Annotated in this window: 21 protein-coding genes and 1 pseudogene; 12 read left to right on the top strand and 10 right to left on the bottom strand. The window is 64.7% G+C overall.

What is annotated here, in order from left to right:
* Nucleotides 1-572 precede the first annotated feature (572 nt).
* Nucleotides 573-1,406 (bottom strand): hypothetical protein, encoded by an 834-nt coding sequence (locus ILP92_RS11425; RefSeq protein ID WP_214650026.1) that lies wholly within the window; start codon nt 1,404-1,406, stop codon nt 573-575.
* A 114-nt stretch (nt 1,407-1,520) separates the two neighbouring features.
* Nucleotides 1,521-2,213 carry a hypothetical protein gene (locus ILP92_RS11420; protein WP_198916525.1) on the bottom strand — a complete coding sequence of 231 codons (693 nt, stop codon included), beginning with the start codon at nt 2,211-2,213 and terminating at the stop codon, nt 1,521-1,523.
* On the opposite strand from ILP92_RS11420, the gene ILP92_RS11415 reads away from it, so the two are divergent.
* Nucleotides 2,185-3,264, top strand: a complete 1,080-nt coding sequence (locus ILP92_RS11415) for a hypothetical protein (RefSeq protein WP_198916524.1) — start codon at nt 2,185-2,187, stop codon at nt 3,262-3,264. The genes ILP92_RS11420 and ILP92_RS11415 overlap by 29 nt on opposite strands.
* 3 nt (nt 3,265-3,267) lie before the next feature.
* Here the strand turns inward: ILP92_RS11415 and ILP92_RS11410 are convergent, their stop codons facing one another.
* Both ILP92_RS11410 and ILP92_RS18530 read right to left on the bottom strand, forming a co-directional pair.
* The gene (locus ILP92_RS11410; protein WP_198916523.1) at nt 3,268-3,891 is read right to left on the bottom strand and encodes a HEAT repeat domain-containing protein; all 624 of its coding nucleotides are present in this window, start codon (nt 3,889-3,891) and stop codon (nt 3,268-3,270) included.
* A 185-nt stretch (nt 3,892-4,076) separates the two neighbouring features.
* Nucleotides 4,077-4,235 (bottom strand): annotated as a pseudogene (locus ILP92_RS18530) (IS3 family transposase); the annotation flags it as partial.
* Between the two features lie 526 nt (nt 4,236-4,761).
* On the opposite strand from ILP92_RS18530, the gene ILP92_RS11405 reads away from it, so the two are divergent.
* From ILP92_RS11405 to ILP92_RS11375, 7 genes are read left to right on the top strand one after another with little or no spacing between them, the layout of a single operon-like run.
* Nucleotides 4,762-5,874: a transporter substrate-binding protein gene (locus tag ILP92_RS11405; RefSeq protein WP_198916522.1), complete on the top strand. Its 1,113-nt coding sequence runs from the start codon at nt 4,762-4,764 to the stop codon at nt 5,872-5,874.
* Nucleotides 5,871-6,461, top strand: a complete 591-nt coding sequence (locus tag ILP92_RS11400) for an ANTAR domain-containing response regulator (RefSeq protein WP_198916521.1) — start codon at nt 5,871-5,873, stop codon at nt 6,459-6,461. The genes ILP92_RS11405 and ILP92_RS11400 overlap by 4 nt, the downstream gene beginning before the upstream one ends.
* Nucleotides 6,458-7,354 carry an ABC transporter permease gene (locus ILP92_RS11395; RefSeq protein WP_198916520.1) on the top strand — a complete coding sequence of 299 codons (897 nt, stop codon included), beginning with the start codon at nt 6,458-6,460 and terminating at the stop codon, nt 7,352-7,354. The genes ILP92_RS11400 and ILP92_RS11395 overlap by 4 nt, the downstream gene beginning before the upstream one ends.
* Nucleotides 7,354-8,274, top strand: coding sequence for an ABC transporter permease (locus tag ILP92_RS11390; RefSeq protein ID WP_198916519.1), 921 nt, complete (start codon nt 7,354-7,356; stop codon nt 8,272-8,274). The genes ILP92_RS11395 and ILP92_RS11390 overlap by 1 nt, the downstream gene beginning before the upstream one ends.
* Before the next feature lie 20 nt (nt 8,275-8,294).
* A complete protein-coding gene (locus tag ILP92_RS11385; protein ID WP_198916518.1) occupies nt 8,295-9,914 on the top strand; it encodes an ABC transporter substrate-binding protein in 1,620 nt (539 codons plus the stop codon).
* A 4-nt stretch (nt 9,915-9,918) separates the two neighbouring features.
* Nucleotides 9,919-10,860 carry an acetamidase/formamidase family protein gene (locus ILP92_RS11380; RefSeq protein WP_198916517.1) on the top strand — a complete coding sequence of 314 codons (942 nt, stop codon included), beginning with the start codon at nt 9,919-9,921 and terminating at the stop codon, nt 10,858-10,860.
* Complete coding sequence (locus tag ILP92_RS11375) at nt 10,857-12,623, top strand: ABC transporter ATP-binding protein (RefSeq protein ID WP_198916516.1); 1,767 nt, start codon at nt 10,857-10,859, stop codon at nt 12,621-12,623. Before ILP92_RS11380 ends, ILP92_RS11375 begins: the two co-directional genes overlap by 4 nt.
* An 18-nt stretch (nt 12,624-12,641) precedes the next feature.
* On the opposite strand, the gene ILP92_RS11370 is transcribed toward ILP92_RS11375, so the two are convergent.
* On the bottom strand, nt 12,642-14,525 hold the full coding sequence (locus tag ILP92_RS11370; protein WP_198916515.1) for an SLC13 family permease: 1,884 nt from the start codon (nt 14,523-14,525) through the stop codon (nt 12,642-12,644).
* Between the two features lie 193 nt (nt 14,526-14,718).
* On the opposite strand from ILP92_RS11370, the gene ILP92_RS11365 reads away from it, so the two are divergent.
* The 4 genes from ILP92_RS11365 to ILP92_RS11350 all read left to right on the top strand — a co-directional run bounded on the left by ILP92_RS11365 (nt 14,719) and on the right by ILP92_RS11350 (nt 18,808).
* A complete protein-coding gene (locus tag ILP92_RS11365) occupies nt 14,719-16,119 on the top strand; it encodes a selenium-binding protein SBP56-related protein (RefSeq protein ID WP_198916514.1) in 1,401 nt (466 codons plus the stop codon).
* A gap of 12 nt (nt 16,120-16,131) precedes the next feature.
* Nucleotides 16,132-16,782 (top strand): hypothetical protein, encoded by a 651-nt coding sequence (locus ILP92_RS11360; RefSeq protein WP_198916513.1) that lies wholly within the window; start codon nt 16,132-16,134, stop codon nt 16,780-16,782.
* Nucleotides 16,783-16,965: 183 nt separating this feature from the next.
* Nucleotides 16,966-17,334 (top strand): c-type cytochrome, encoded by a 369-nt coding sequence (locus ILP92_RS11355; RefSeq protein ID WP_198916512.1) that lies wholly within the window; start codon nt 16,966-16,968, stop codon nt 17,332-17,334.
* 184 nt (nt 17,335-17,518) lie between these two features.
* Nucleotides 17,519-18,808 (top strand): PQQ-dependent sugar dehydrogenase, encoded by a 1,290-nt coding sequence (locus tag ILP92_RS11350; RefSeq protein WP_198916511.1) that lies wholly within the window; start codon nt 17,519-17,521, stop codon nt 18,806-18,808.
* Nucleotides 18,809-18,891: 83 nt separating this feature from the next.
* On the opposite strand, the gene ILP92_RS11345 is transcribed toward ILP92_RS11350, so the two are convergent.
* The 5 genes from ILP92_RS11345 to ILP92_RS11325 form a co-directional block, all read right to left on the bottom strand.
* The gene (locus ILP92_RS11345; RefSeq protein WP_198916510.1) at nt 18,892-19,290 is read right to left on the bottom strand and encodes a hypothetical protein; all 399 of its coding nucleotides are present in this window, start codon (nt 19,288-19,290) and stop codon (nt 18,892-18,894) included.
* A 90-nt stretch (nt 19,291-19,380) separates the two neighbouring features.
* Nucleotides 19,381-20,607, bottom strand: coding sequence for an HlyD family secretion protein (locus ILP92_RS11340; protein WP_198916509.1), 1,227 nt, complete (start codon nt 20,605-20,607; stop codon nt 19,381-19,383).
* On the bottom strand, nt 20,591-21,733 hold the full coding sequence (locus tag ILP92_RS11335; protein WP_198916508.1) for a poly-gamma-glutamate biosynthesis protein PgsC/CapC: 1,143 nt from the start codon (nt 21,731-21,733) through the stop codon (nt 20,591-20,593). The genes ILP92_RS11340 and ILP92_RS11335 overlap by 17 nt, the downstream gene beginning before the upstream one ends.
* Nucleotides 21,733-22,995 carry a poly-gamma-glutamate synthase PgsB gene (gene pgsB / locus ILP92_RS11330; RefSeq protein ID WP_198916507.1) on the bottom strand — a complete coding sequence of 421 codons (1,263 nt, stop codon included), beginning with the start codon at nt 22,993-22,995 and terminating at the stop codon, nt 21,733-21,735. The genes ILP92_RS11335 and pgsB overlap by 1 nt, the downstream gene beginning before the upstream one ends.
* Before the next feature lie 117 nt (nt 22,996-23,112).
* Nucleotides 23,113-23,511 carry a c-type cytochrome gene (locus tag ILP92_RS11325; RefSeq protein WP_198916506.1) on the bottom strand — a complete coding sequence of 133 codons (399 nt, stop codon included), beginning with the start codon at nt 23,509-23,511 and terminating at the stop codon, nt 23,113-23,115.
* Between the last annotated feature and the right edge of the window lie 5 nt (nt 23,512-23,516).

The following is a 23,516-nucleotide window of genomic DNA, read 5'->3' as shown; positions in this document are numbered from 1 at the left end:
AGTCCAGTTCGCAATGGCCCGGATACCGGGGAGAAGGTCAAGCGTCGCCGCCGCGCGTTGGCCCTTCATTTAGTCGAGCTCGGCATCGAGCTTGGTCAGCCGTTTGACGAGGGGCGGGGAGAACTCGCCCGTCTCGATGGCCTCGAAGATATTGTCGATGACCTGTGACCTGCCCCCTTCTGGTCCCTCATTCATAACGCGAGGAGGAGGGCTGCGAGGTGATTGGCGGAGATTGCGGCGATTGCGGGAAGTCCCAGGAGCGCCATGCGAAGGGAGAGCATCGTCTCCATGCCAGCTTCCTGTTCCTTGGTCATCCCAATGATCTGCGCCTCGGTGAAACTGCTCTTTCGTACTCGTTCGCTCTTTTCAAAGATTGAGCAGACTCTTCGTCAAAACGAGGGATGTTTCGGGGGCAAATCATTCGCGCAGGATCTATAAAGCAAATAGGTCTAAAGATAGATTATGTGAAATTTGCCGTGGTTTCACTAATGGCTATTTTTTTAATACCGAGAATGATTTTGCCTTATCGGGGTCAATCTGAATGCACGCAAATATTCAGGTTCTGCACATGACTACAGGACAGGTTTGTCTACTGCGTCAGTGGGCCGACTCAAACCAAGCATGAGAACCTGAACAAACGATGCAAGGATTGAAAATAGTGCGGCCACCGCAAGAAGAAGTGGACTTGAAATCGCAACATCAATCCAGTCTGGCTTTATCACAACGGCATTACGAAGTCCGAAATGCCGCACTGATAGGGCTGTGTCGCCAAACTCCGAGATCATCGTAACATCAAGTCCCGTTTCTTCGTCACGTGGTCCCATCCCTCGCGCTAGGTGGCCATACGCAAGTGCAGGTTCCCCATCGATTATGGCAGTTACTTTTGCACCGGTCGGAAGATCGCCTGTCTTGACGACTTCGGTGACCGATCGGAAAACTGACGTCAACCAACCTGCCTCGCGGGCCTCCCAGCGGCCTTCTCGCAAGTAATGACTGGCGCCATCACTCATATCCTGTCCAATCGTTGCGTAGCCTCGGAAAGTAAGTGCGCCTGCCCTTTGCCATGCATTGCGAGAGACTATGAAGGCGGCATTCATGGGGAGCGTTGCAGTATTCCCACTCATAGCCTCAATTCGAATGCCACCACCACGCTCTCCGCTTATCTCAACAATCGTTCCGTCGGCCCACGCAATCAACCGTTCGTTTGGTGGACCGTCAGATTTTGCTGCAATGCCACAATCTGGGTCCGGTGGAAAAGTTGGGATCTCAAGCGGCAAGCAAAGAACGGCGTCGGGAAGGCGCCAAGAGTTACTACTTTCCGAGAATTCAATTTTGAGGCCGCCTGTTCGAGCTTCGACAAGAAAGCTGCGGCTGGAGCCGAATAGAAGTAGGGCGAGGAAGACCACCAGGAGGACCATGGCAGTCATTGAAAGCAGAAGCCCGAACCGCCGCGCAAGCAGACTGGTAATGACAATTCTCGTTCCCAAGCGTAGAAACCGTGGCCCATTTTCCATGTAAGATTAGCTTTCGGGCAGCCAGAGTAGAAATGAGCTGGACGGAGAGGCTTGGCCATTAGTTACGCGCAAGATTTCGACTTTGACAGATGGCGTCTTCGGAATGATCTCAATCGGACAGCGCACGTCGAACGCCGAGCGGCCCTCCAGCGCCACGGGCGTGCAGCGGACAGGGGACGAAGTCTCACCGATATAGGCGAAGACGACATCGGCCTGAAAAGAGTTCACCAAGATGGCTGGCGTGTCACCAGCTCCATTATTCCACGATGATATCGTGACCTCTTCAGGTTTCCCGTCGCAGGGACCACGCGAGACCCGCAAACCGATACCGTCAGCCTTTCTGCCTTGTAAAAACTCTTCGTGGAGTGTGGGATACTCTAAAGTGGCCTGTCCGCCTGTCCAACCGGCAGGCACTGAATATTCGTTTGTTGCCTCATAGGTCCCATCGATCGAGATGACGCGCGCGCATGCGATCTCGCCTGCCCATGCGGCTGGAACATTGGCAGCAACTCTCAGCGCATCTCCAGAAGGGCCCTGAAGCTGAACCCCGGCAACGAGGCTGCCTGAAATGCGCGCGGCGGGCAATAATTCCTCGAAAAAGTCCGGAGCGGTTGCAAGAGATAGCGTTTCCGCTTTCACTGCCGTCGTAGACAAAGCAGCGAGAAAAATCATGGCAACACGCATTTTGCAATCGTCCATCTTCAACGTCTTTGCATTTGTAATAGCATTAGCAACACATGCCAACACGATTGCTGCCCAGGAAGTGCGCATTCAAAACGGTCTTGGCGAATGGGGTTTCGGCTGGATGTTTCGATTTGAAAACAGCTGTCATATCGCCCTACCGGCCCATGTGGCTGGCCCCCTGCCGAAGATTACGGTTGCCACAGCGGCACCTATGGCAACCGACCAAGCAACCGTCCGCTTGCCATTCTGGCCAGATCTCGACCTCGCAGTTGCGATCGTGGACCCAGGTCCGCTCGACGGTCGCTGCACTGCGACGCTCGCTGACCTGAAGCAGTCGACAAGATCTCGGAACGCGACACAGGCGGTTCTGTCACGCGTCTTGCCCTTGGGGGACGAAGAACGCCTCCCTCTCCAAATACTTGACCGCAATTATCTGACATTTATCGGTCAGGTCGCCGATTCCGACGATGCGATCGCACAAGGAACCTCGGGGGCCTTTGCCTTCGTGGGGTCCACCCCTATCGGCATGGCAATCACATCCGACGATCCAACACGCGCGACATTTCTGCGGGCAGAAGAGATCGCGATGAACATCGAACGCTACCTCAACGAGCAGGGTGTAGCTTTCCGCAGCTCGCCGCAAGAGCCCGCAGCAAACGGCGATACCAGCCAAGGGTTTGCGCTGACTGAAATATCGACCAACTCATTGCCCGTCCTTCCCCAGTTCTCACCGGAGAACCTGACAGGACAGGGCCTTTACGTAACGCGGCCAGATGCGCAGGTTGAGATCACATTGCGATTAGAAGGTAAATCTCCAGTTGGGGTGGGGAGATTGCGTATAACCGCGCCGGGCGGTGACTATGCAGTTCCGCGCGATATCGCGATTTTCCTTGACCCGAGCACAACCGGAGATCGTTTCAGATTCTGGACCCAAGGCCGGATGACGCCTGACGGCCAGTTTGATACCGGTCGTCTTGCCCCGCGCAATGCCCGCTTGGTGCGAATTTTACTGCGCGACGCATGGTCTGCCGGTGACATTGCACTCGACCGCGTGAGCGTTGAATAGGCGTCAGTCGGTGATGGAAAGCGTGGTGGGAAAGCTACCATCTACCCAATCAATGGAAGTCGCGCCGGTGAGATGGCCATCAGCATTGAAGTTTAAAATAGATTTTGCCCCGTAGTCACTATACGCAGAAATAGTTAAGCCCGTCGGCGAAACTTCGACAGCGCAAGCGATACGCCTGCCAGCCTTCTGCACGAAGCAATTGTTTTCCGCATCGAAGTCGCCCACATTCACGGAGTAAACAGCGTCGCCGTTCGCAAGAACAGATCCACCAGTTCCTTTACGAAACCCTTCTCTCAATTCATCGGCGCGATCCTCGGGCAATTTTACTTGAACTTGCAGTACCGGCCGGGTGTGCAAAAACCCCAACACCGCTGCGCGGCGGACCGGTGGTGCCGCAGATTGCAGCCCAAAATCGATAGCCATCTGCATAAGACGCGGATCGCCGCTGTTGATCATCAACTCAACCGCTGCCAAGCTGCGCGCGGAGTCGGGATCGTTCAAAATATCCATGAATGGATCAGATTGAGCAGTCTGCGCGTCGATCTGGGCACGTAGGTCTTCAGGCGTCAATGCCTGACCAGTTGTAATCGTTGGGAACGATATGGCAATCGCGAAAATCAGTTGCATTACTCGTTTCATAGTCGCCCTCAACCAAACAGTTTAATCGTAGCGGGAATTGAGTCACTGAAGGTTCATAAAATGTGACCTGTTCCCGCTCGTCCCTCGTTCATAGCGCGAGACTGTCGGTTTGATAGCGGTTCGTTTCGGGTGTGGCAAGCGAACCGGACAGGGTACCCTCAGATCGTTCAACAAGCCGAGGTTTCGCGGTGGAAATCATCGGTGACCGCCATGATGCGGAATTTGCGACAGGCCCCATAGGTGTCCGAGAGGAAGTCCTAAGAGCAGGGCTGGTTTGGGCGCGATGGCACTGTCATCAGTGTGCGACTGCCCCGAATTTGTCCGCCCCCGCGCGGGGGCGTAGAGCAACCTTTTCCACTACGATACATCAGTGCAGCGAACTTCTGCTTTCTGCCCTCTCGGGCCGCTCTTCTACAGTTCCACATAGGTGAAACAATCCCAGCGCCTCAGTCAGTTCGCGTCTCGTTTTATTGGTACGCCCCCGTGCTCGCTCCGCGCCCTGCCGGATAACGTCGACGAAATGATCCATTTCTCGTGCGAACTGCTGCCGTCTTCCTCGGATCGGGATGCTGGCAGGTCCGTCGCCGGAAGTACCGGGAGAGCCGGAAGCGTCTTTGACTTGGCCGACACCGCGTCCCGGACCGTATGCGCTGAGCGAGGCGTCACCCGATGGTCGGGGGCGCCTGAAAATTAGGCGAAGGCGGCTGTCGCACCTGATCGCCGACGAAAGGCTGGACAAGACGACGCACTTTGCGCAACGCTCACTCCAAAGGGTCGCTCTGATCGACCACGGCAATCGGGCCTCGTACGCCATCGGACTTCCGGTGGGGCGGGGCCTTTTTCTTTTCCGGGGGGCGTGTGTCCTACAAGCTTGGTCTCATCTTCTCGACGACGGGCAGCTATGCCGCCCTGGGTCGAAGCGCGCTTGCCGGGGCCATGGGGGCCATCGACCGCATCGCGCAACGGGGCGGTGTCCGGATCGAGCCGGTCATTCGCGATCCGGGCGGCGATCCTTCCGCATATGAAGCGCAGACGGCCGAATTGCTCGATGCGGGCGTGCGCAACATCGTCGGCGCCATCACGTCGTGGAGCCGCAAGGACATGATCCCCATCCTCGAACGCAAGGGCGGGCTCTTGTGGTATCCCTGCCCCTACGAGGGGTTCGAGTGCAACGACCACGTGGTCTATCTTGGCGCCGCGCCGAACCATCACGTGGTCCCGGCGATCGACTGGATCGCGGCGCAGGGGATGACGCGCGCCTATCTCGTGGGCTCGAACTACGTCTGGGGCTGGGAGACCTTGCGACTGGCGCGCGACCGTCTGCAGGCCTGCGGGATCGAGGTGGTGGGCGAGCGCTACGTGCCGCTGGGATCCACCGCGTATCATCACCTGGTCGACGAGATCATCGCCACCGATCCCGATTGCGTCGTGAACAGCCTGATCGGGCCGTCCAGCACGGGGTTCGTCCAGGCGCTCGGCGCGCGCGATCCCGGGCGCGGCGCGCGGCCCGGCCATCTTGTGAGCTTCAACCAGACCGAGGCCGACCTGGCCGAGCTGGGCCGCCATGCCGACAACCTGCTGTCCGCGGGCAGCTTCTTCGCCGAGGATGCGGGGCCGGACCTTGCCGCCGTCGCGCGTCGCCATGCGCCGAACAAAGAGGTGTCGTGCTTCCTAGCCACGGCACATGCGGCGGTCGAGCTGTTCGCGGCGGCCGTCGCCCGGGCCGGGACCGATGCGCCCCATGCCGTGTTCGACGCGGTCACCGACGCGCCGGTCGAAACCGCGATCGGGCTTGTCGGCATCGACCCGGTCCTGCGGCACGCGGCCCTGACGCCCCGGCTTGCCCTGGCGCGGGACGGTAAATTCCGGGTGATCGCGCGCGCGGAGTGCGCCGTGCCCGCCGACCCCTACCTGTCGCGACAGAGCGCTCCGCCCATCGAGCGCCGTCCAGGATTAAGGATCGTGCGATGACGGGTATCCCGCAGCATCATTTCGCCGGATTGTCCGCCTGCATCCTGCATCGCTCCGACGATGCCATTCGGCAAGTCGCCGAGCGATGCGACCGCCTGGGGATCAGGGCGATCGGATCAAGCAGCGGCTTCGGCGCGGACGGCGCTTCGGTCGCGGACATGATCATCCTCGATATCGACACCGGGCACGATGGGGCCTTTCCATGGGCCGTGGCGGAAGCGCCGGTTCCGGTCGTCGGGCTGATCGGGTCGGAAAGCCCGGGTCGGCTTGGCTGGGCGCTGGGGCAACAGGTCGATGCCTTTTTGCCCATGTCGGCGCTCGGCAACCTGTTCTCGGCACTGGTCATCGCCCACGCCACCTTCGAGCGCCGGTCGGCCATGGCGCGGGAGCGGGCCGAGGTCGCGCATATGCGCGCCGGTCGGCTGGACGTGGTGCGCGCGGTGATCGCCCTGATGGCGGATGGCGGGGACGAGGCGTTGGCGCTGAAGCAATTGCGCACGATGGCCATGGTCGGACAGACCACGCTGGAAGGCGCGGCGCGGGCCGTGCTGGCGGATGGTCCCGCGGATCGGGCGCGCGACGCATGAGCGTTGCGGCCGATCCCGCGACGCGCCCCCGTCGCAGCGGCGCCCGCGAGGTGCTGCGCCAGCTGATGCGTCGGCCGCGCGCGGCTTTCGGGATGATCGTCATCGCGGCCATGGTCTTCGCCGCCGTCTTCGCGCCGTGGATCATGCCTGCCGATCCCTTCGCGCAAAGTTTCGACGGGCTGGACCTGATGGGGGGGCCGCTGCCGCCCGGCGGCGACTATCCCATGGGCACCGACCTTCTGGGGCGGGATCTGGCGTCCCGCCTGATCCTGGGCACGCGCACGTCACTGATCATCGGGGTCCTGGCCAACGGTATCGCGGTGCTGCTTGGGGCGGGCGTCGGCATCACCGCGGGCTATTTCGGCGGTTGGACCGCGGCCATCCTGATGCGGTTCACCGACCTGATGATGGCGTTCCCGGCGCTGCTGCTGGCCATCGTTCTGGCCGCGATCTTCCAGCCGTCGCTGCTGATCGTGGCGCTGGTCATCGCCATGGTGAACTGGGTGCAGATGAGCCGGGTGATCTACACCGAAACCCGCAGCCTGGCCGAGCGCGAGTTCATCCAGGTCCAGCGCTCGATCGGGTCGGGGCCGATCCGCATCCTGTTCAAGCACCTGCTGCCGCACCTGCTGTCGTCGATCATCGTGTTCGGCACGCTGGGCATTTCCACGACCGTGCTGCTGGAGGCGACGCTGAGCTATCTCGGCGTCGGGGTGCAGCCGCCGATGCCCAGCTGGGGCAACATCATCTTCGAAAACCAGACCTACTTTTCCACGGCGCCCTGGCTGGTGTTCTTCCCCGGCGTGCTGATCGTGCTGCTGGCGCTGGCCTTCAACCTGGTGGGCGACGCCCTGCGCGACATCCTGGATCCGACATTGAAGGGGCGGCACTGATGTGGGGCTACCTGCTGCGCCGCTTGTTCGAAAGCGCGCTGATCCTGCTGGGGATCACCTTCGTGACGTTCCTGCTGCTGTACCTGGTGCCCGCCGATCCCGCCCGCCAGATCGCCGGGCGGTCCGCCACGGCAGCGACGGTCGCGAACATCCGCGACCAGCTGGGCCTGAACGATCCGCTGGTCACGCAATACTGGCGCTACCTGACGGGCCTTGCGCAGGGCGACATGGGCCGGTCCTACCTGCAGCGCGCCGAGGTGTCGTCGCTGATCGCGTCGCGCCTGCCCGCGAGCCTGTTGCTGATGGTGTCGGCCATCGTGACCGAGCTGATCATCGGGCTGACCATCGGCGTCGTCGCGGCCCTGCGGCGCAACCGCCCCGTGGACCACACGCTGATGATCTTCTCGTTCGTGGCGATCTCGGCCCCGCAGTTCGTGATCGGCATCCTGCTGCTTTACGTCTTCGCGGTGCAGCTGGGCTGGTTCCCCATCGGCGGCTACGGCACCTTCGCGCATCTGGTGCTGCCGTCGGTGACGCTCGGGCTGCTGGGCGCGGGCTGGTACAGCCGGATGATGCGCTCGTCCATGATTGAGGTGCTGAACCAGGACCTTGTGCGCACCGCGCGGGCCAAGGGCCTGTCGAAGCTCAGGATCGTCACCCGGCACGTCATGCCGAACGCGATCCTGCCGATCATCGCCATGATCGGAATCGATATCGGCCTGTTCATGTCCGGCATCGTCGTCGTCGAAAGCGTCTTCGGCTGGCCCGGTATCGGCCAGCTGGCGTGGCAGGCGATCCAGCGTGTCGACATCCCCGTGATCATGGGCGTCACCATGGTCTCGGCCACCGCCATCGTGCTCGGCAACCTGATCGCCGATCTGGTGGCACCCCTCATCGACCCGAGAATCAAGACCAAATGACCAACAGTGGAGAAAGACCAATGAAGAATATCCTTCTTTCCGGCATCGCCGGTATCGCGCTGACCGCCTCCGGGGCCCTTGCGCAGGTCGACGAAGATGCGCCGCAGGGCGGCGAGATGGCCGTGACCTACCAGGATGACGTCGCAACGCTCGACCCGGCGATCGGCTACGACTGGCAGAACTGGTCGATGATCAAGTCGCTGTTCGACGGGCTCATGGGCTACGAGCCCGGCACGACCAAGCTGCGCAACGAGCTGGCCGAAAGCGTCGACGTCAGCGAAGACGGCCTGACCCACACCTTCACCCTGAAGGATGGGATCAAGTTCCACAACGGACGCGAGATCGTGGCCGAGGACGTGAAATACTCGCTCGAGCGCGTGACCAACCCCGAAACCCGCAGCCCCGGCGCCGGTTTCTTCGGCATGATCGCGGGCTTCGACACCTGGAACGCGGGCGAGGGCGAGGGCCTTTCGGGCATCTCGGTCATCGACGACAAGACCGTCGAGATCACCCTGTCGCGCCCCGACGCCACTTTCGGGCACGTCATGGCCCTGAACTTCGCGTCGATCGTGCCCCGCGAAGCCGTGGAAGAGGCGGGCGAGGATTTCGGCCGCCAGCCGGTCGGTTCCGGCGCGTTCCGCCTGGCCGAGTGGACGCCCGGCCAACAGCTCGTCTTCGAGCGGTTCGACGAATATCACCGCGCGGGCGTGCCGAAACTGGACCGCGTGTCCTTCAACATCGGGCTCGAGCCGACGGTGGCCTTGCTGCGCATCCAGAACGGCGACGCCGACGTGCCGGGCGACGGCATTCCGCCCGCGCAGTTCCTGCAGGTCGTGAACGATGCCGAGTACGAGGACCAGATCGTCGAAGGTGGCCAGCTTCAGACCGGCTACATCACGATGAACACGCAGATGGCGCCGTTCGACAATGTCGACGTGCGCAAGGCCATGAACATGGCGATCAACAAGGACCGCATCGTCCAGATGATCAACAACCGCGCGGTGCCCGCCAACCAGCCGCTGCCGCCGTCGATGCCGGGCTACGACGAAAGCTACGAAGGCTACGCCTACGACCCCGAGGCCGCGCGCCAGATGCTGGCCGATGCCGGCTTCCCCGACGGGTTCGAGACCGAGCTTTTCGTGATGAACGTCGATCCGAACCCGCGCATCGCGCAGGCCATCCAGCAGGACCTGAGCGAGATCGGCGTCACCGCCGAGATCCGCAGCCTGGCGCAGGCCAACGTCATCGCCGCGGGCGGCGAGGCGGATCAGGCGCCGATGATCTGGTCGGGCGGCATGGCCTGGATCGCCGACTTCCCCGATCCGTCCAACTTCTACGGTCCGATCCTGGGGTGTGCGGGTGCCACCCCGGGCGGCTGGAACTGGTCGTGGTATTGCAACGAGGAGATCGACGCCCGCGCGACCGAGGCCGACGCGATGGTCGGTGACGAGGCGGCGCGCGAGGACGCGTGGCGCCAGATCTACGTCGACATCATGGACGACGCGCCGTGGGTGCCGATCTTCAACGAGCAGCGCTTCACCCTGCATTCGGACAATGTTGCGGGCGACGACAGCCTGTTCGTCGATCCGGTCCACATCCCGGTGAACTACGACTACATTTACTCGACCGGGGCGCAGTGACGCGATGTGCAAGAATTGCGATTACACGATCCACGGCCATCACCATCACGGGTGGGATCATTCGATCCCGCCCGCGGAAACGGTGGCGCCGGGGTCGCGGCTGCATTTCCAGTGTCTCGACAGCTCCGGCGGTCAGTTCACCGCCGACAGCACGTCGGCGGATGTGCCCGGATTGGATTTCGACAAGATCAACCCCGTCACCGGCCCCGTCTACGTGGACGGGGCCGAGCCGGGGGATATCCTGAAGGTGGGGATCGAGGCGTTCCACCCGTCCGGCTTCGGCTGGACGGCGAACATCCCCGGCTTCGGGCTTCTGGCCGACCAGTTCGCCGACCCGCACCTGAAGACCTGGAGCTACGATCCCGACACGCTGGCGCCCGCGCTGTTCTCGGACATCGCCAAGGTGCCGCTGAAACCCTTCGCGGGAACCATCGGCCTTGCCCCGGCCGAGCCCGGCCTGCATTCGGTCGTCCCGCCCCGGCGGATGGGCGGCAACATGGATATCCGCGATCTGGCGGCGGGCACGACGCTGTACCTGCCGGTCGAGGTCGCGGGGGCGCTGTTCTCGATCGGCGACACCCACGCGGCCCAGGGCGACGGGGAAGTCTGCGGCACCGCCATCGAAAGCCCCATGGATGTCGAAATAACGCTGGACCTCATCAAGCAGGAAAAGCTGGCCTTCCCGCGCTTCACCACGCCGGGACCGGTGACGCGGCACCTGGACGTGAAGGGCTACGAGGTCACGACCGGCATCGGCCCCGACATGATGTCGGGGGCCAAGGATGCCGTGTCGGGCATGATCGACCTTCTGTGCAAGCAGCACGGCTTCTCGGCCGAGGATGCGTACCTGCTCTGCTCGGTCGCGGGCGATCTGCGGATCTCCGAGATCGTGGACATGCCGAACTGGGTCGTGTCCTTCTACTTCCCCCGCGTCGTCCTGGAATGAGCGATGCAGAAGACAGGGGGCCGGGCGGTGCACGCCCGGTCCTGACCGTGCGCGACCTGAGCGTGCAGGTCGCCACCGATGCGGGTGCCAAGACCGTGCTGGACGGTTTGTCCTTCGACCTGATCGCGGGCGAGACGTTGGCGCTGGCCGGCGAAAGCGGGTCCGGCAAGTCCATGACCGCGCTGGCGATCATGGGGCTGCTGCCGAAACCGATGGCGCGCGTGTCCGGCGGCACCATCCGGCTGGGCGACACGGACCTGACGGCCTTGAGCGAACGCGGCTACCGCCAGATCCGCTCGGCCCGCGTGGCGATGATCTTCCAGGAGCCGATGACGTCGCTGAACCCGCTGATGACGGTGCAGCGCCAGCTTTGCGAGGTGCTGCTGGAGCACCGCGTCTGCTCGCGACGGCAGGCCCCGAAACGCGCGCTACGCCTGCTGCAGGACGTGCGCCTGACCGAACCCGAACGCCGCCTGTCGCAATATCCCCACGAGCTGTCCGGCGGCATGCGCCAGCGCGTGATGATCGCCATGGCGCTGGCCTGCGATCCCGAAATCCTGATCGCCGACGAGCCCACCACCGCGCTGGACGTGACCGTGCAGGCCGAGATCCTCGACCTGATCCGCACGCTGCAGGCCGAGCATGGCACGGCCGTTCTGATGATTACCCACGACATGGGCGTCGTGGCCGAGATGGCCGACCGCGTCGTCGTCCTGCGCGAAGGCCGCCAGGAAGAAGCGGCCCCGGTGCGCGACTTGTTCGCCGCGCCGAAGACGGACTACGCCCGGACGCTGCTCGCCGCCGTGCCGCGGCTGGGAACGGCGCCCGACCGTCCGGTGCATCCCGAAGCCCAGAAGATCGTCGAGGTCGACGATCTGAGCGTCCGTTTCGACATCGCCGGTGGGCTGCTGAACCGCACCGTCGCGCGGGTCCACGCGGTCGAGGGCGTGTCGTTCCATATCCGCGAGCGCGAGACGCTGGCGCTGGTGGGCGAATCCGGCTGCGGCAAGTCCACCATCGGCAAGGCGCTTCTGGGCCTGGTGCCGTGGGACGGCTCGATCCGCATCGGCGGCGTGCAGACGCGGGGGCGGTCCCGGGCCGCGATGCGCCCGGTGCTGCGCGACATCCAGATGGTGTTCCAGGATCCCGGCGCGTCGCTGGACGCGCGGATGAGCGTCGGCGAACAGGTGGTCGAGCCGATGCGGGTGCATGGCCTGGCCAGCGGCTCGGAACTGGGGGATCGCGCCGAATGGCTGTTTCGCCGCGTGGGCCTGTCGCCGGACATGCTGTCGCGCTACCCGCACGAGTTTTCCGGCGGCCAGCGGCAAAGGGTGTGCATCGCCCGCGCCCTGTCGCTGTCGCCACGGGTCATCATCGCCGACGAAAGCGTCTCGGCGCTCGATGTCAGCGTGCAGGCGCAGGTGCTCGATCTGTTGCAGGAATTGCAGGAACAGGACGGCCTTTCGTACCTGTTCATCAGCCACGACATGGCGGTCATCGAGCAGGTCGCCGACCGGGTCGTCGTCATGCGCCTGGGCCAGGTGATGGAAGACGGCACGCGCGACGCGGTGCTGCGCGATCCCCAGCATCCCTACACCAAGCGCCTGCTGGCGGCCGTTCCGGTCCCCGATCCCACGCGGACGCGCGCGCCCCTGCCCGACACCGCCGGGATCGAAGAGGCAAGCCCGATCTTCCCCGTCGGCTCTGCGCCCGCGCGCGTCGAGCTGCGCCAGATGTCGCCCGGTCATCGCGTCGCGCACTGACCCGGCGGCGATGAGCCGTTAGAAAAGCGCGTTCAGGATGGTCAGGGACACGACCAGGAACAGGACCGTCATGATCCCGCCGCTCTTGATGAAATCGGTGACCTTGTAGCCTGCCGGTCCCATGATGAGCGCATTCACCTGGTGCGTCGGAATCAGGAACGAGTTCGACGTCGATATGGCCACCGTCAGGGCAAAGACCGCCGGATTTCCGCCCGCCGCGACCGCGATGGACACGGCCAAGGGCACCAGCAAGACGGTGGCCCCGACATTCGACATGATCAGCGTGAAAACAGTCGCCATGACGGCAATTCCGACCTGCAGCGACCAGATCGGCCAGCCGTCCAGCCAGACAAGCACCTGCTGCGCGATCCACGCGGCCGTGCCCGACGTCTGGACCGCCTGGCCTAGGGGAATGAGACTGGCAAGAAGAAAGACCGTGCTCCAACTGACGGCGGCGTAGGCTTCGTCGATATCGAGCACGCGGGTCAGGATCATCCCCACCGCCCCGGTCAGCAGGCACAGCGACAGGCGCAGGTCGGTGAACAGGATCAGGAACAGCGCGATCGCGAAGAACCCAAGCGCCCAGCCCACCTTGGTCGGGCGCAGCTCTTCGCGCGGGAAATCCGTCGTGACCACCACGAAGTCACGATCCTTGGTCAGTCGCGTCAGCGCCTCCCACGTGCTCAGGATGACCAGCGTGTCGCCCGCGCGGAACGGCACTTCCCCGATCTGCGTCGGCTTGTGTTCTTCGGTCGCGACCAGGCTCAGGGTTTCCTCGCCCCGGTGGATCGCAAGCATGCTGGCGCCGTAGGTCTTGCGGAACACCACGTCATGGGCGCATTTGCCGATCAGCGACGAGCCGGGGGGGATGACCACCTCGGCCACTCCGGACCGGGTCGGCGCGTAATCCTCGGCGAAGACGTCCAGCTTCTTGTGCAGCGTGAAGCCCGCATCCTCGGCCATGAATCGGACTTCCTTTTCGCGGCCCAGGACGGCCAGGCGGCAGGGCGTGGTGATCTTCGTCTGGATGACCGGTGCGAAGAAGGTCTTGCCCCGATAGGCGCTGCCGATGATGTAGATGTGATAGCGCTGGATCACGTCGTCGAAGGTCTGCCCCTCGACCGGGTGGCCTTCGGGGATGGTGATTTCGAAGATGTCGGTTTTCAGGCCGTAGATCTCCTTCAGATACTGCTTCATCGACCGTCCGCTGGTCGCGTCCCCGGCCTTCTGCTCGGTGGGCAGGATCCAGCGTCCGAAGATCATGAAATAGAGGATCCCGGTCGCGATAAGGCCGACGCCGATGGGGGTCACCGAAAACAGCCCGTAGGTGTCCATCTGCTGTGCTTCGGGCAGCGACTTGTTGGCCGTCAGGATCAGGTCGTTCAGCAGGATCAGCGGGGACGATCCCACCATGGTCATGGTGCCGCCAAGGATGGCGCAAAAGCCCATGGGCATCAGCATCCGGCTCAGCGGCAGCCCGGTCCGGACCGAGATCCGGCTGACCACCGGCAGGAACAGCGCGGCGGCACCGACATTCTGCATGAAAGACGAGATGACGCCGACGGAGCCCGAGATGATGGGAACGACCCGCGCTTCGGTATTGCCGCCGTATTTCAGGATCAGCGCGGCGACCTTGCTCATCAGCCCCGTCTTGTCGAGGCCCGCGCCGATGATCATCACCGCGATGATCGACACCACGGCGTTGGACGCAAGACCGTTGAAAAGCTGGCTCACATCGGCCAGCGACCCCAGCCCGGGAAGCTGGCTCAGCAGGCCCAGCAGCACCATGACGGCGATGGCGGCCAGGTCGATGCGGACGATTTCCGAAACGAACAGGACGACCGTGAAGAGCAGCAGCCCCAGGACGACGCTCATCTCGAATGTCAGGCTGATCGTGTCCATCTGAAGCCCCCCGGGATTGAGCCTAGCAGATGGCGGCTGTCTTCCAAACCTTGGATCCCGGGGGCACCGGGATCGACCGCACCGGGCACCCCGGCCGTCGAATCGTTCACGGGAATCCGATTTCTGTGGCATGCTGATCGTCGCGGCAAGCGACGCGCATGCGCACGTCATTGACCCACGGGAGGATTACCTGATGAACCTGCGGCCAGATCCCACCTTCTACGCCACCCCGAAAATCGCGATGGAAGCCCCGGCAGAAACCTTGGCCTTCACGCTGATGCTCAGCCCCGACGGCTCGCAGCCCGACGGGCTGGCGGTCGTTGACGTGGACCCCACATCGAAAACCTACGGCCAGATCGTGCATCAGCTTCTGATGCCCAACACGGGCGACGAGTTTCACCATTTCGGCTGGAACGCCTGTTCGTCGTCGTTGTCGCCGCTGACCGGTCACGCGTTCTTGGAACGGCGCTACCTGATCATCCCCGGCATCCGGTCGTCGCGCATCTACGTCATCGACGTGAAGGAGCCGCTGAAGGCCAAGATCCACAAGATCATCGAGCCCGAAGAGGTCTTTGCCAAAACCGGCTATTCGCGGCCCCACACGATCCATTGCGGCCCAGAAGGCATCTATGTCTCGACCCTCGGTGGCGGCGGCAAGGACGGGACCGACGGGCCACCCGGCATCTTCATCATGGATTGCGAGACGTTCGAGATCCTCGGTCGCTACGAGATGGACCGCGGCGAGCAGGACAAGCATTACGATTTCTGGTGGAACCTGCCGCGCGATTACATGGTGTCGTCGGAATGGGGCCTGCCGCCGCAATTCGAGAACGGCATCGTCCCCGAGGATCTGCTGTCCAACAAGTACGGCCACAAGATCCACTTCTGGAACCTGCGCCAGCGCAAGAACGTGCAGACCATCGACCTGGGCGAGAACCACCAGATGGCGCTGGAAATCCGGCCCGCCCACGATCCGGCCAAGGATTATGGCTTCGTCGGCGTCGTCGTCGACACGACCAACCTGCAGGGCGCGATCTTCACCTGGTGGCAGAAGGACGACGGCACGTTCGAGGCCAAGAAGACCATCACCATCGACCCGCAGCCCGCCGATGCGGACGATCTGCCCGAGCTGCTGAAAGGGTTCGGCGCGGTCCCGGCGCTGGTCACCGATATCGACCTGAGCCTGGACGACAAGTACCTCTACGTCGCCTGCTGGGGGCAGGGCGAGATGCACCAATACGACGTGTCGGACCCGATGAACCCGAAACTGGCGGGCAAGGTCGAAATCGGCGGCATCGTGAAGAAGACCCCGCATCCGAACGGCAAGACCTTCGGCTACGGCCCGCAGATGGTCGAGATCAGCCGCGACGGCAAACGCGTCTACTGGACCAACTCGCTCTATTCCACGTGGGACGACCAGTTCTATCCCGGCGACCGCGGCGCGGCCATGGTGATGGCCCATGTGGGCGAAGGCGGCGGGTTCAGCCTGGCCGAAGACTTCTGGGTCGACTTCCCCGAAGGCTATCGCAGCCACCAGATCCGGCTCGAAGGCGGCGACTGCTCGACCGACAGCTTCTGCTACCCGTCCGTCTGACGCGTGGACGGCATGGACACGACGGCGGCCCTTTGGTGGGCTGTCGTCGGCTCTGGCGTCTATCACGGGGTCAATCCGGGGATGGGGTGGCCGCTGGCGGTGTCGGCCGCGCTGATGGATCGCGCCAGCGGAAGCCTGTACCGGGCGATCGCGGCGCTGGCCGCGGGCCATCTGCTTGCCATGGCGGCGATCCTGTTCCCGTTCTCGGCGCTGCTGTTCCTGGTCGAGTGGCAGCGCGAGATCCGGATCGCGGCCGCGTGCCTGGTGATCGGGATGGGCATCTACCTGGCTTTCAATCGGCGCCATCCGCGTTTCCTGGCGCGGATACCCCCCACGCGGCTGGCGCTTTGGTCGTTCCTGGCCGCGATGGCTCATGGTGCGGGGCTGATGCTGGTGCCGATCTACCTGGGCCTCCACCACGCGGCTGGGGCGGATCCGGGTCACGCGGCCGCCGCCCAGCTGATGACAAGCAACTGGGGTGTCGCGGCATTGGTGGCCCTGGTCCACACGGTCGCGATGACCTGCGCCGGTGGCGCGCTGGCCGTGGGCGTTCATCGCTGGCTCGGGATGCGGTTCCTGTCCAGAAGCTGGTTCAACCTCGACTTGGTCTGGGCCCTGAGCCTGATCGCCGTGGGCGCCATTTCGCTGCTGACCGTCCACTGATCCAAAGCTCGCCGCATTTGCAGTCCGGGCTGGCGCAGGAAGATGTGATCGTCGCCCCCGATCCATCGCTTGAACACCCCCACCAAATCATGAAAGCTGGACGCCAACCCCATCGGTCGGGCCGGGCAGCCGCCCCCGTCGGTCCGCGCGACCCCGGTGACCCACAAAAAGGAATACCAGCAGATGTCGATCGGAAAACAGGCGCTTGGCGCCGCCATCCTTCTGGGGCTTTCCTGGGCATCGTCCGCCCACGCAACCGAAGAGACCGAGGCCGCGGAAGCGACCGAGGCGACGGAAATGGCGGATGCGGCCGCGGGCGAGGAAATCTACCAGAGCGTCTGCAAGAACTGCCACGGACAGAAGGCGCAGGGCATGGCCAGCTTCCCCAAGCTGTCCGACAAGGATTTCGAATACATCACCATGCGGCTCGAGCAGTATCGCTCGGGCGAAAAGGTGGGGGCGAACTCGGCGCTGATGATGCCCCACGCGGCCGAGCTGTCGGATGACGACATCGCCAACCTGGCCGAATATATCACGACCTCGTTCGACTGATCGACGCCCCCCGACCGGCCCATCTCGGGCCGCGGCAGGCGGAAATCCGGGCGATCCCAAACAACCTATTGCTGAGTCGCGCCGGGAGTTCTAGCGTGGCCGAACCGGTGATTGACGCAAGGGAATTCCAGGCTTGCGGATCCCCCTGCGCCCGATGAACCGGATAATTCTAAGGGAGGCTGCAATGCTCATTAAATCACTTGCGAAACCGTCGCCGTGGATTCTTCCGCTGCTGGCGGGCGCGCTGTTTTCGGCGCAACCCGCGCTGGCCCAGACCAGCCCGAACACCACCAGCCTGAGCCACGAGATCGTCATCGACGGGCTGGAAAACCCGTGGGACATGGCGTTCCTGGACGACGGCACCATGTTCTTCACCGAGAAGTGCAAGGGCCTGTCGGTCCGGATGCCGTCCGGCGACGTCACGCAGCTGATCGGGATGGGTGAGACCGAAGGCTACGCCACGACCGCCGAGGACCTGTTCTGCGATGGCCAGGCGGGGATGAACGGTGTCGCCGTCGATCCCGACTTCGCCGAGAACCGCCGCATCTACGTCTATTCGGCGTCGAACCTGTCCGACCCGCAGACCAACCGCCTGATGCGCTGGACCGTGGCCGAGGATTTCTCGAACGTGTCCGACCGCACCGATATCGTCGAGGATGTGCCCTACAAGACCGAGCCGACCGATCACCCCTTCGGCGATACGGGCGCGCATAACGGCGGTCGCGTGCGCTTCGGGCCGGACGGCTACATCTACCTGACCACGGGCGACAACCATAATCCCGAGATCCCGCAAAGCCCGACGCTGATGGGCTCGAAGGTGCTGCGGATCGATACCGACGGCAACGCCGCCCCCGACAATACCCCGCCCGAAGGCTTCGACCCGCGGACCTACACCTACGGGCACCGCAACGTGCAGGGCATCACCTTCGATCCGGAAACGGGCACGCCGATCATCGCCGAACACGGCCCGTGGCATTCCGACGAGATCACGGTACTGGTCAACGGCGGCAATGGCGGCTGGGATCCGCGGCCCAACATGGCCGGGCGCGGCGACTGCCCGGACGGCTATTGCGGCTACATGCCCAACCAGATGGAGGGCATGAACCGCTACGAACGGGCGGCCTTCATGCCGATGACCGACTTCGAGACCTATCCCGACGCCATGCCGCCGATCTGGACCAATAACGGCTGGTCGCAGGGCACGTCCTCGGCCGAGTTCCTGACGGGCGAGCAATGGGGCGACTGGAACGGCGCGATGGTCGTGGGCCTCATGGGCATCGGCTTCGGCGGCACGCCCCTCGGTCAGCGGATCGACGTGATCCAGCTCGACGGTGACCTGTCGGTGGTCGACGTCACCGAGATGACGCTGCCGATGGAATCGGCCCGTTTCCGGTCCCTGGTGCAGGGTCCAGACGGCAGCCTCTACGCCGCCGTGGACGAGGGCGCGATCCACAAGCTGACGCCCTCGATGTGATCTGGCCGGGCCGCGCCGCATTTCCGGCGTCGCGGCCCGCGCCGATCCCCCGGCGGTGGCGCGGTGGCGCCGCCGGGGGCGCGCTAGTCGCCGAAGACCAGCGTATCGGGCAGCGTGTAGCGCTGCCCCTCCACCCGGATGCTGTGAATGCCAACCTCAAGCCGCGACTGCGTGTCGGTGCCCGTGCCCGACATGGTTGGATTGGCGCGCAGGAACATGCCGTCTTCGAAGGACAGGGTGCGGCGGAACCCGTTGGGAAACACCACGACCGCCACGGCACTGCGTCCGTCGCCCCGGAAGATCCCGACCTCGCAGCGCCCAAAAGCCTCGCGCCCCGATTGCGCGCAGGCGATGACGCCGGTTGCATCGAAATCCCCCTTCAGCGCCCGGTCGGCAAGATCGTCCGCGCCCTGGGCCGGCGCCGCGGAACCGAAGAGCGTCACCCACGCCGCGAGTGCGGCATGTCTTCTCCGCGTGTGCATGTGTGTCCTCCGGCGTCGGTCTTGGCCCATTCAGAAGATACCCGCTGACGCCCGCCGCGCCTAGCGGTAGCCGGGCCGCGATGGGCGCGGCTATCCCTTCCTCGACGTGAGCATCTGCAGCAGGCCGCGCCCGTAGGACAGGATCTTTTCGGTCGGGCCCTGTTGCGTGTCGGCCCCTTCGGTCAGCGCGATCCGGACCGTGCCGGACATGCCCGGCAGCAGGGCATCGCGCAGCCCGGTCCCGGGATCGAAGGCGACCTGCACCGCGAAGCGCGACTCGTCCGGCAAGAGCGGCGAGATCGGCTGGCCCGGCAGAAGCTGCTCCTGCCCGTTCCGCGAGACCAGGATCCGCTGAACCGTGCCCTGAACGCTGCGACCCGCCAGGGCGTCGATCTCGATCGTGGCGCGGTCGCCGCTGGAAATCCGGGCGACCTGATCTTCCGCGACCCAGGCGCGCATCCAGATGCGATCGGTGTTCCAGATGGACACGATGGTGTCGTTGGGCCGCACCGACGCGCCCGCCCGCGCGGCGACATCGACGACCACGCCGCTGACCTTCGCCGCGACATCGGTATCCGCCAGGCCCGATTGCAACCGGCTGAGATCCGCCTGCGCTTCGGCAAGCCGCGCGCGCAGCACCGCGCGTTCGGCCGCGCGCAGGCCAGAGCGTTCGGCGCGGGCATCCAGCGCCACCGTGGCCGCTTGCGCTTCAGTCAGTTCGGCTCGGCGCCGCGCGACCAGCGCCGTGGCCTCTTCGGCGGCCCGCTCGAACTCCTCCAGCCTGGCTTTCGCGATGATCCCGCGACGGGCCAGTTCGGAATTCCGCTCGAGCGCGTCTTGGGCGCTGTCCCGCGCGGCCAGGGCGGATGCCACACGCGCGTCGGCGGCCCGGATCGCGGCTTCGGACTGCGCGCGGGCGCCTGCCAGTCGGCCCTCGGCCACGCTGTCGGCAATTTCGGCGCGCGCAAGCTCCGCCCGCAGCCGCGTCACGTCCGCCTCGGCCCCGCGGACGCGGGCCCGCAGGGCGTCCGCGTCGAGTGTCGCGACCACATCGCGGGCCGTCACCTTGTCGCCCAGATCCACCCGCAGCGCCGCGATCCGCGCGCTATGCGCGATACCCACATGGGTCACCGCGCCATGGACATAGGCATCGCCAAGCGTCAGCGTTCCTTTTGGCGGCACGTCCGGCGCCAGCGTCAGCAGGATCGCGGTCGCGCCGACGACCAGCCCGGCAATGGTCAGCACCACCTTCGACATGGAAAAGCGGGCAGGTCCGCTGCGCCCGGTGGCGTCATTCGTCTCATCGGTCTGCGGCATTTCGGGATCCTTGGGTGAAAAACAGGTGCGACGCGCGCGCCGCCAGGGCGCGCAGGTGCGCCGGGCGGGTGGCCAGCAGCACGGCCCCGACGACGAAGCAAACCAGCAGCGGCAGCGCCACTTCCGCGCGCTGGGCGGTCACCGCTTCGACCAGAAGCAGCGTGCCGGTCAGGGTGAACCCGATGCTCAGGAATGCGCCCAGCGCGAAATGCGCGGGGCCGACCTGGTCGATATCATGCGAGATCAGTCCCGTCAGAAGAACGCCCAGGACCGACAGCGAAGGCGTGACGACCGAAATAGTCTCGCCCGCGAAGTGCAGTTCGGACACCCGGAACGCCGCCCAGGACAGGCAGGCCCCCACCAGCATGTGGGCGGCAAAGCGGCGGCGTCCGAACAGGATGCACACCGGGTCGAGCAGGTGCCGCACCACCAACCCCGTCGCCAGCGCCGCAAGGGCGAAGCGGACAAGCTCGGACGGTTGCAGCACGAGCAGGGTCAGGAACGCCCCGCCCAGGAAGCCGCCGCATCGCAGCCCGTGCATCCGCACGAGACCCAGCCACGCGATCAGGCTGAGGAACACCAGAAGCGGCAAGAAGGCCAGGCGGATCGGGAACACGTCAGTCACCGGGCTGGCCTGCACCCGCGCCAGATCGGGGAACGCGAAGATCAGGCCGACAAGCGCGACCGCGACGATGCAGGTGGTGACGCCCACGTTCACGGTCGTTTTGGCGATGCCGTGGCGCGAGAAGTCATGCGCCAGCAGACCCGGCACCACGTAGCCGATACCCCTGAGAAACGGCGAGCTTTCCTGCAGGCCGAGCCGTGCGACCAGGGTCGCGTCCACGGCCAGGTGGATCACCGACGAGCAGACGATCGTCAGGCTGAATTTCGCGGCGGCGGGCAGGATCATCAGGCGCGCCAATCCCTTGTGCACGGCCAGGTAGCTTGCCAGCGCCGCAAGAAAGACGGCGGGCACGATGAAGGGCTGGAAGATCGCGAAAGCCAGGTAGCCCGGCACGGCGATGCCCCCGGTCGTCAGGTGGCGACGCTCGTAGAAAAGGATCGACACGACGATCCCAAGGACGAAGGCGAAGCGCACCAGGTCGGGATGGTAGTAGAGCGCCATCAGGCGGCGTCCCGGTCGGTGCAGGGGGCTTGCGCCACGTCCGTGTCCCTGTCGCCGCTCCAGGCGGCGGCGGGATCTTCCAGCACCGCGCGGATCAGGTCGGCGTCGCGCGTATGGATGTTCGCCAGTCCGATCAGCACGACCGAGCCCTTGTCCGACACGCTGTGCAGCACCGCGCGCGGTGACAAATCCTTCGGCAGGTCCAGTCTGCTAGCGTCGTCCAGACCCGCATGCCTGAGCGCGTCCTGCAGCTTGTCGAGTCCTTCGCCCGACAGGAAAACGCGTGTTGCCGCGCCCATTTCAGACAGCATCTCGGCGAATTGCAGCGTCCGGTTTTCCCGGTCGGCGCGGTTGTTGAGCACGAGCGCGACGTCGCCCCGCCGCTCGGCCCAGCCCATCACCCGCCGCAGGTTGATCCGGGCGCTGTCCACGTCGTTCACGCCGAACAGGTTGATCCACCACAAATCGCGGCCGTCGATGGCGTGATGGAACACGCCGGACGCGCCGGGATCCATCCTTGCGCCCCGCATCCCGCGCAAGGCAGTCGCACGATCGACGCCGTGCCGCTCGGCCACGGCCAGTGCCAGCGCCACGTTTTCGGGGAAGGTCAGGGGGCCGAAGCCGTCCAGCTCGGCGTCCGAGACATCGGCGCCGCGCACCGCGACCAGCTGGCCGCCCCGGGCGCGCGCGGCCTGCGACAGGATCGCGCGCAGCTCGGGGTCCCGTTCGGCCGTCAGCAGGGGCGCGTTCAGGGGCGCCGTGTTCGACAGCGCCCGGGCGATATCGGGCAGCTCGTACCCCATCTGCTCGACGTGGTCGCGCCTGACATTGGCGATGATGCCGTCCGTCGCCCGGATCATCCGCTGCTCCGAGATGCGCTGATACTCGGTGTCGAGCGCCATGCACTCGATCACGATGGCCTGGGTGTCCGGGCCGGTCGCGCGTCCCAGGATCTCGATCTGCTCGATGATCGTCGGCGCGCCGATCCGCCGGATCGGTTCTTCCGATCCGTCCGGATGGATCAGCCGGGTCGCGCTGCCCGTGGTCTTGGCGACCGTCGTGATGCCGCCTTCGCGCAACGCTCCGGCGATGTAGCGCACGATGGTGGACTTGCCGCGGATGCCGTTGACATGGACGCGGATCGGCAGGCGGGCCAGCAATCGTTCGTGCCGGGCGGTCTGCAGGATCCAGAACACGATGACCGAGGCAGCGGCCAGCGTGGCCAATGCCAGCGGTCCCCAGTTCTGGAAGGTGTCGCTCATCCGGGCCCGATCCGTTCTGCGCGCGACGTCCGTCGCCTTCGGGCCAGTGTGACCGAAACTGCTTAAGGCAAGCCTTATCCCGATCCGTGATCGGGCGCGGACGGTGCGGGGGCGGGCCTAGTTCGCCCCGAGCGTGCGCACGTATTCTGCGATCTGCACCAGCGGCAGCGGTGTCGGTGTCGCGATGCCGTCGCCGCTGTCGAACAGAACCAGCGGGCCGTCGAGGATCTCGTCGAAGGCGGGCATCAGCTCGCCCGGGCGACCTGCCCTGTTGCCCCCATGGGCGACTTCCATGATCTGCGCGCTGGACAGCGGCTCGCCCAGATCCGTGAAGGCCGTCAGGTCGGTGGGACGGCGGCTGAGGCTGCTGGCCAGCGGCCCGTCGCCGCGCCCCGATATCCCGTGGCAGCTGGCGCAATTTTCCTGGTAAAGCACGCGCCCCGACGACACGATATCGTCGCGGGGCGTGGTCTGGCAGGCCGCGACAAGCAAGCTCAGGGCGATGTATCGGATCATTCGAT

Origin of the sequence: Palleronia pontilimi (assembly GCF_016412875.1) — a bacterium.
Classification (GTDB): domain Bacteria; phylum Pseudomonadota; class Alphaproteobacteria; order Rhodobacterales; family Rhodobacteraceae; genus Palleronia; species Palleronia pontilimi.
This window is presented reverse-complemented; position numbering and strand designations above follow the sequence as displayed.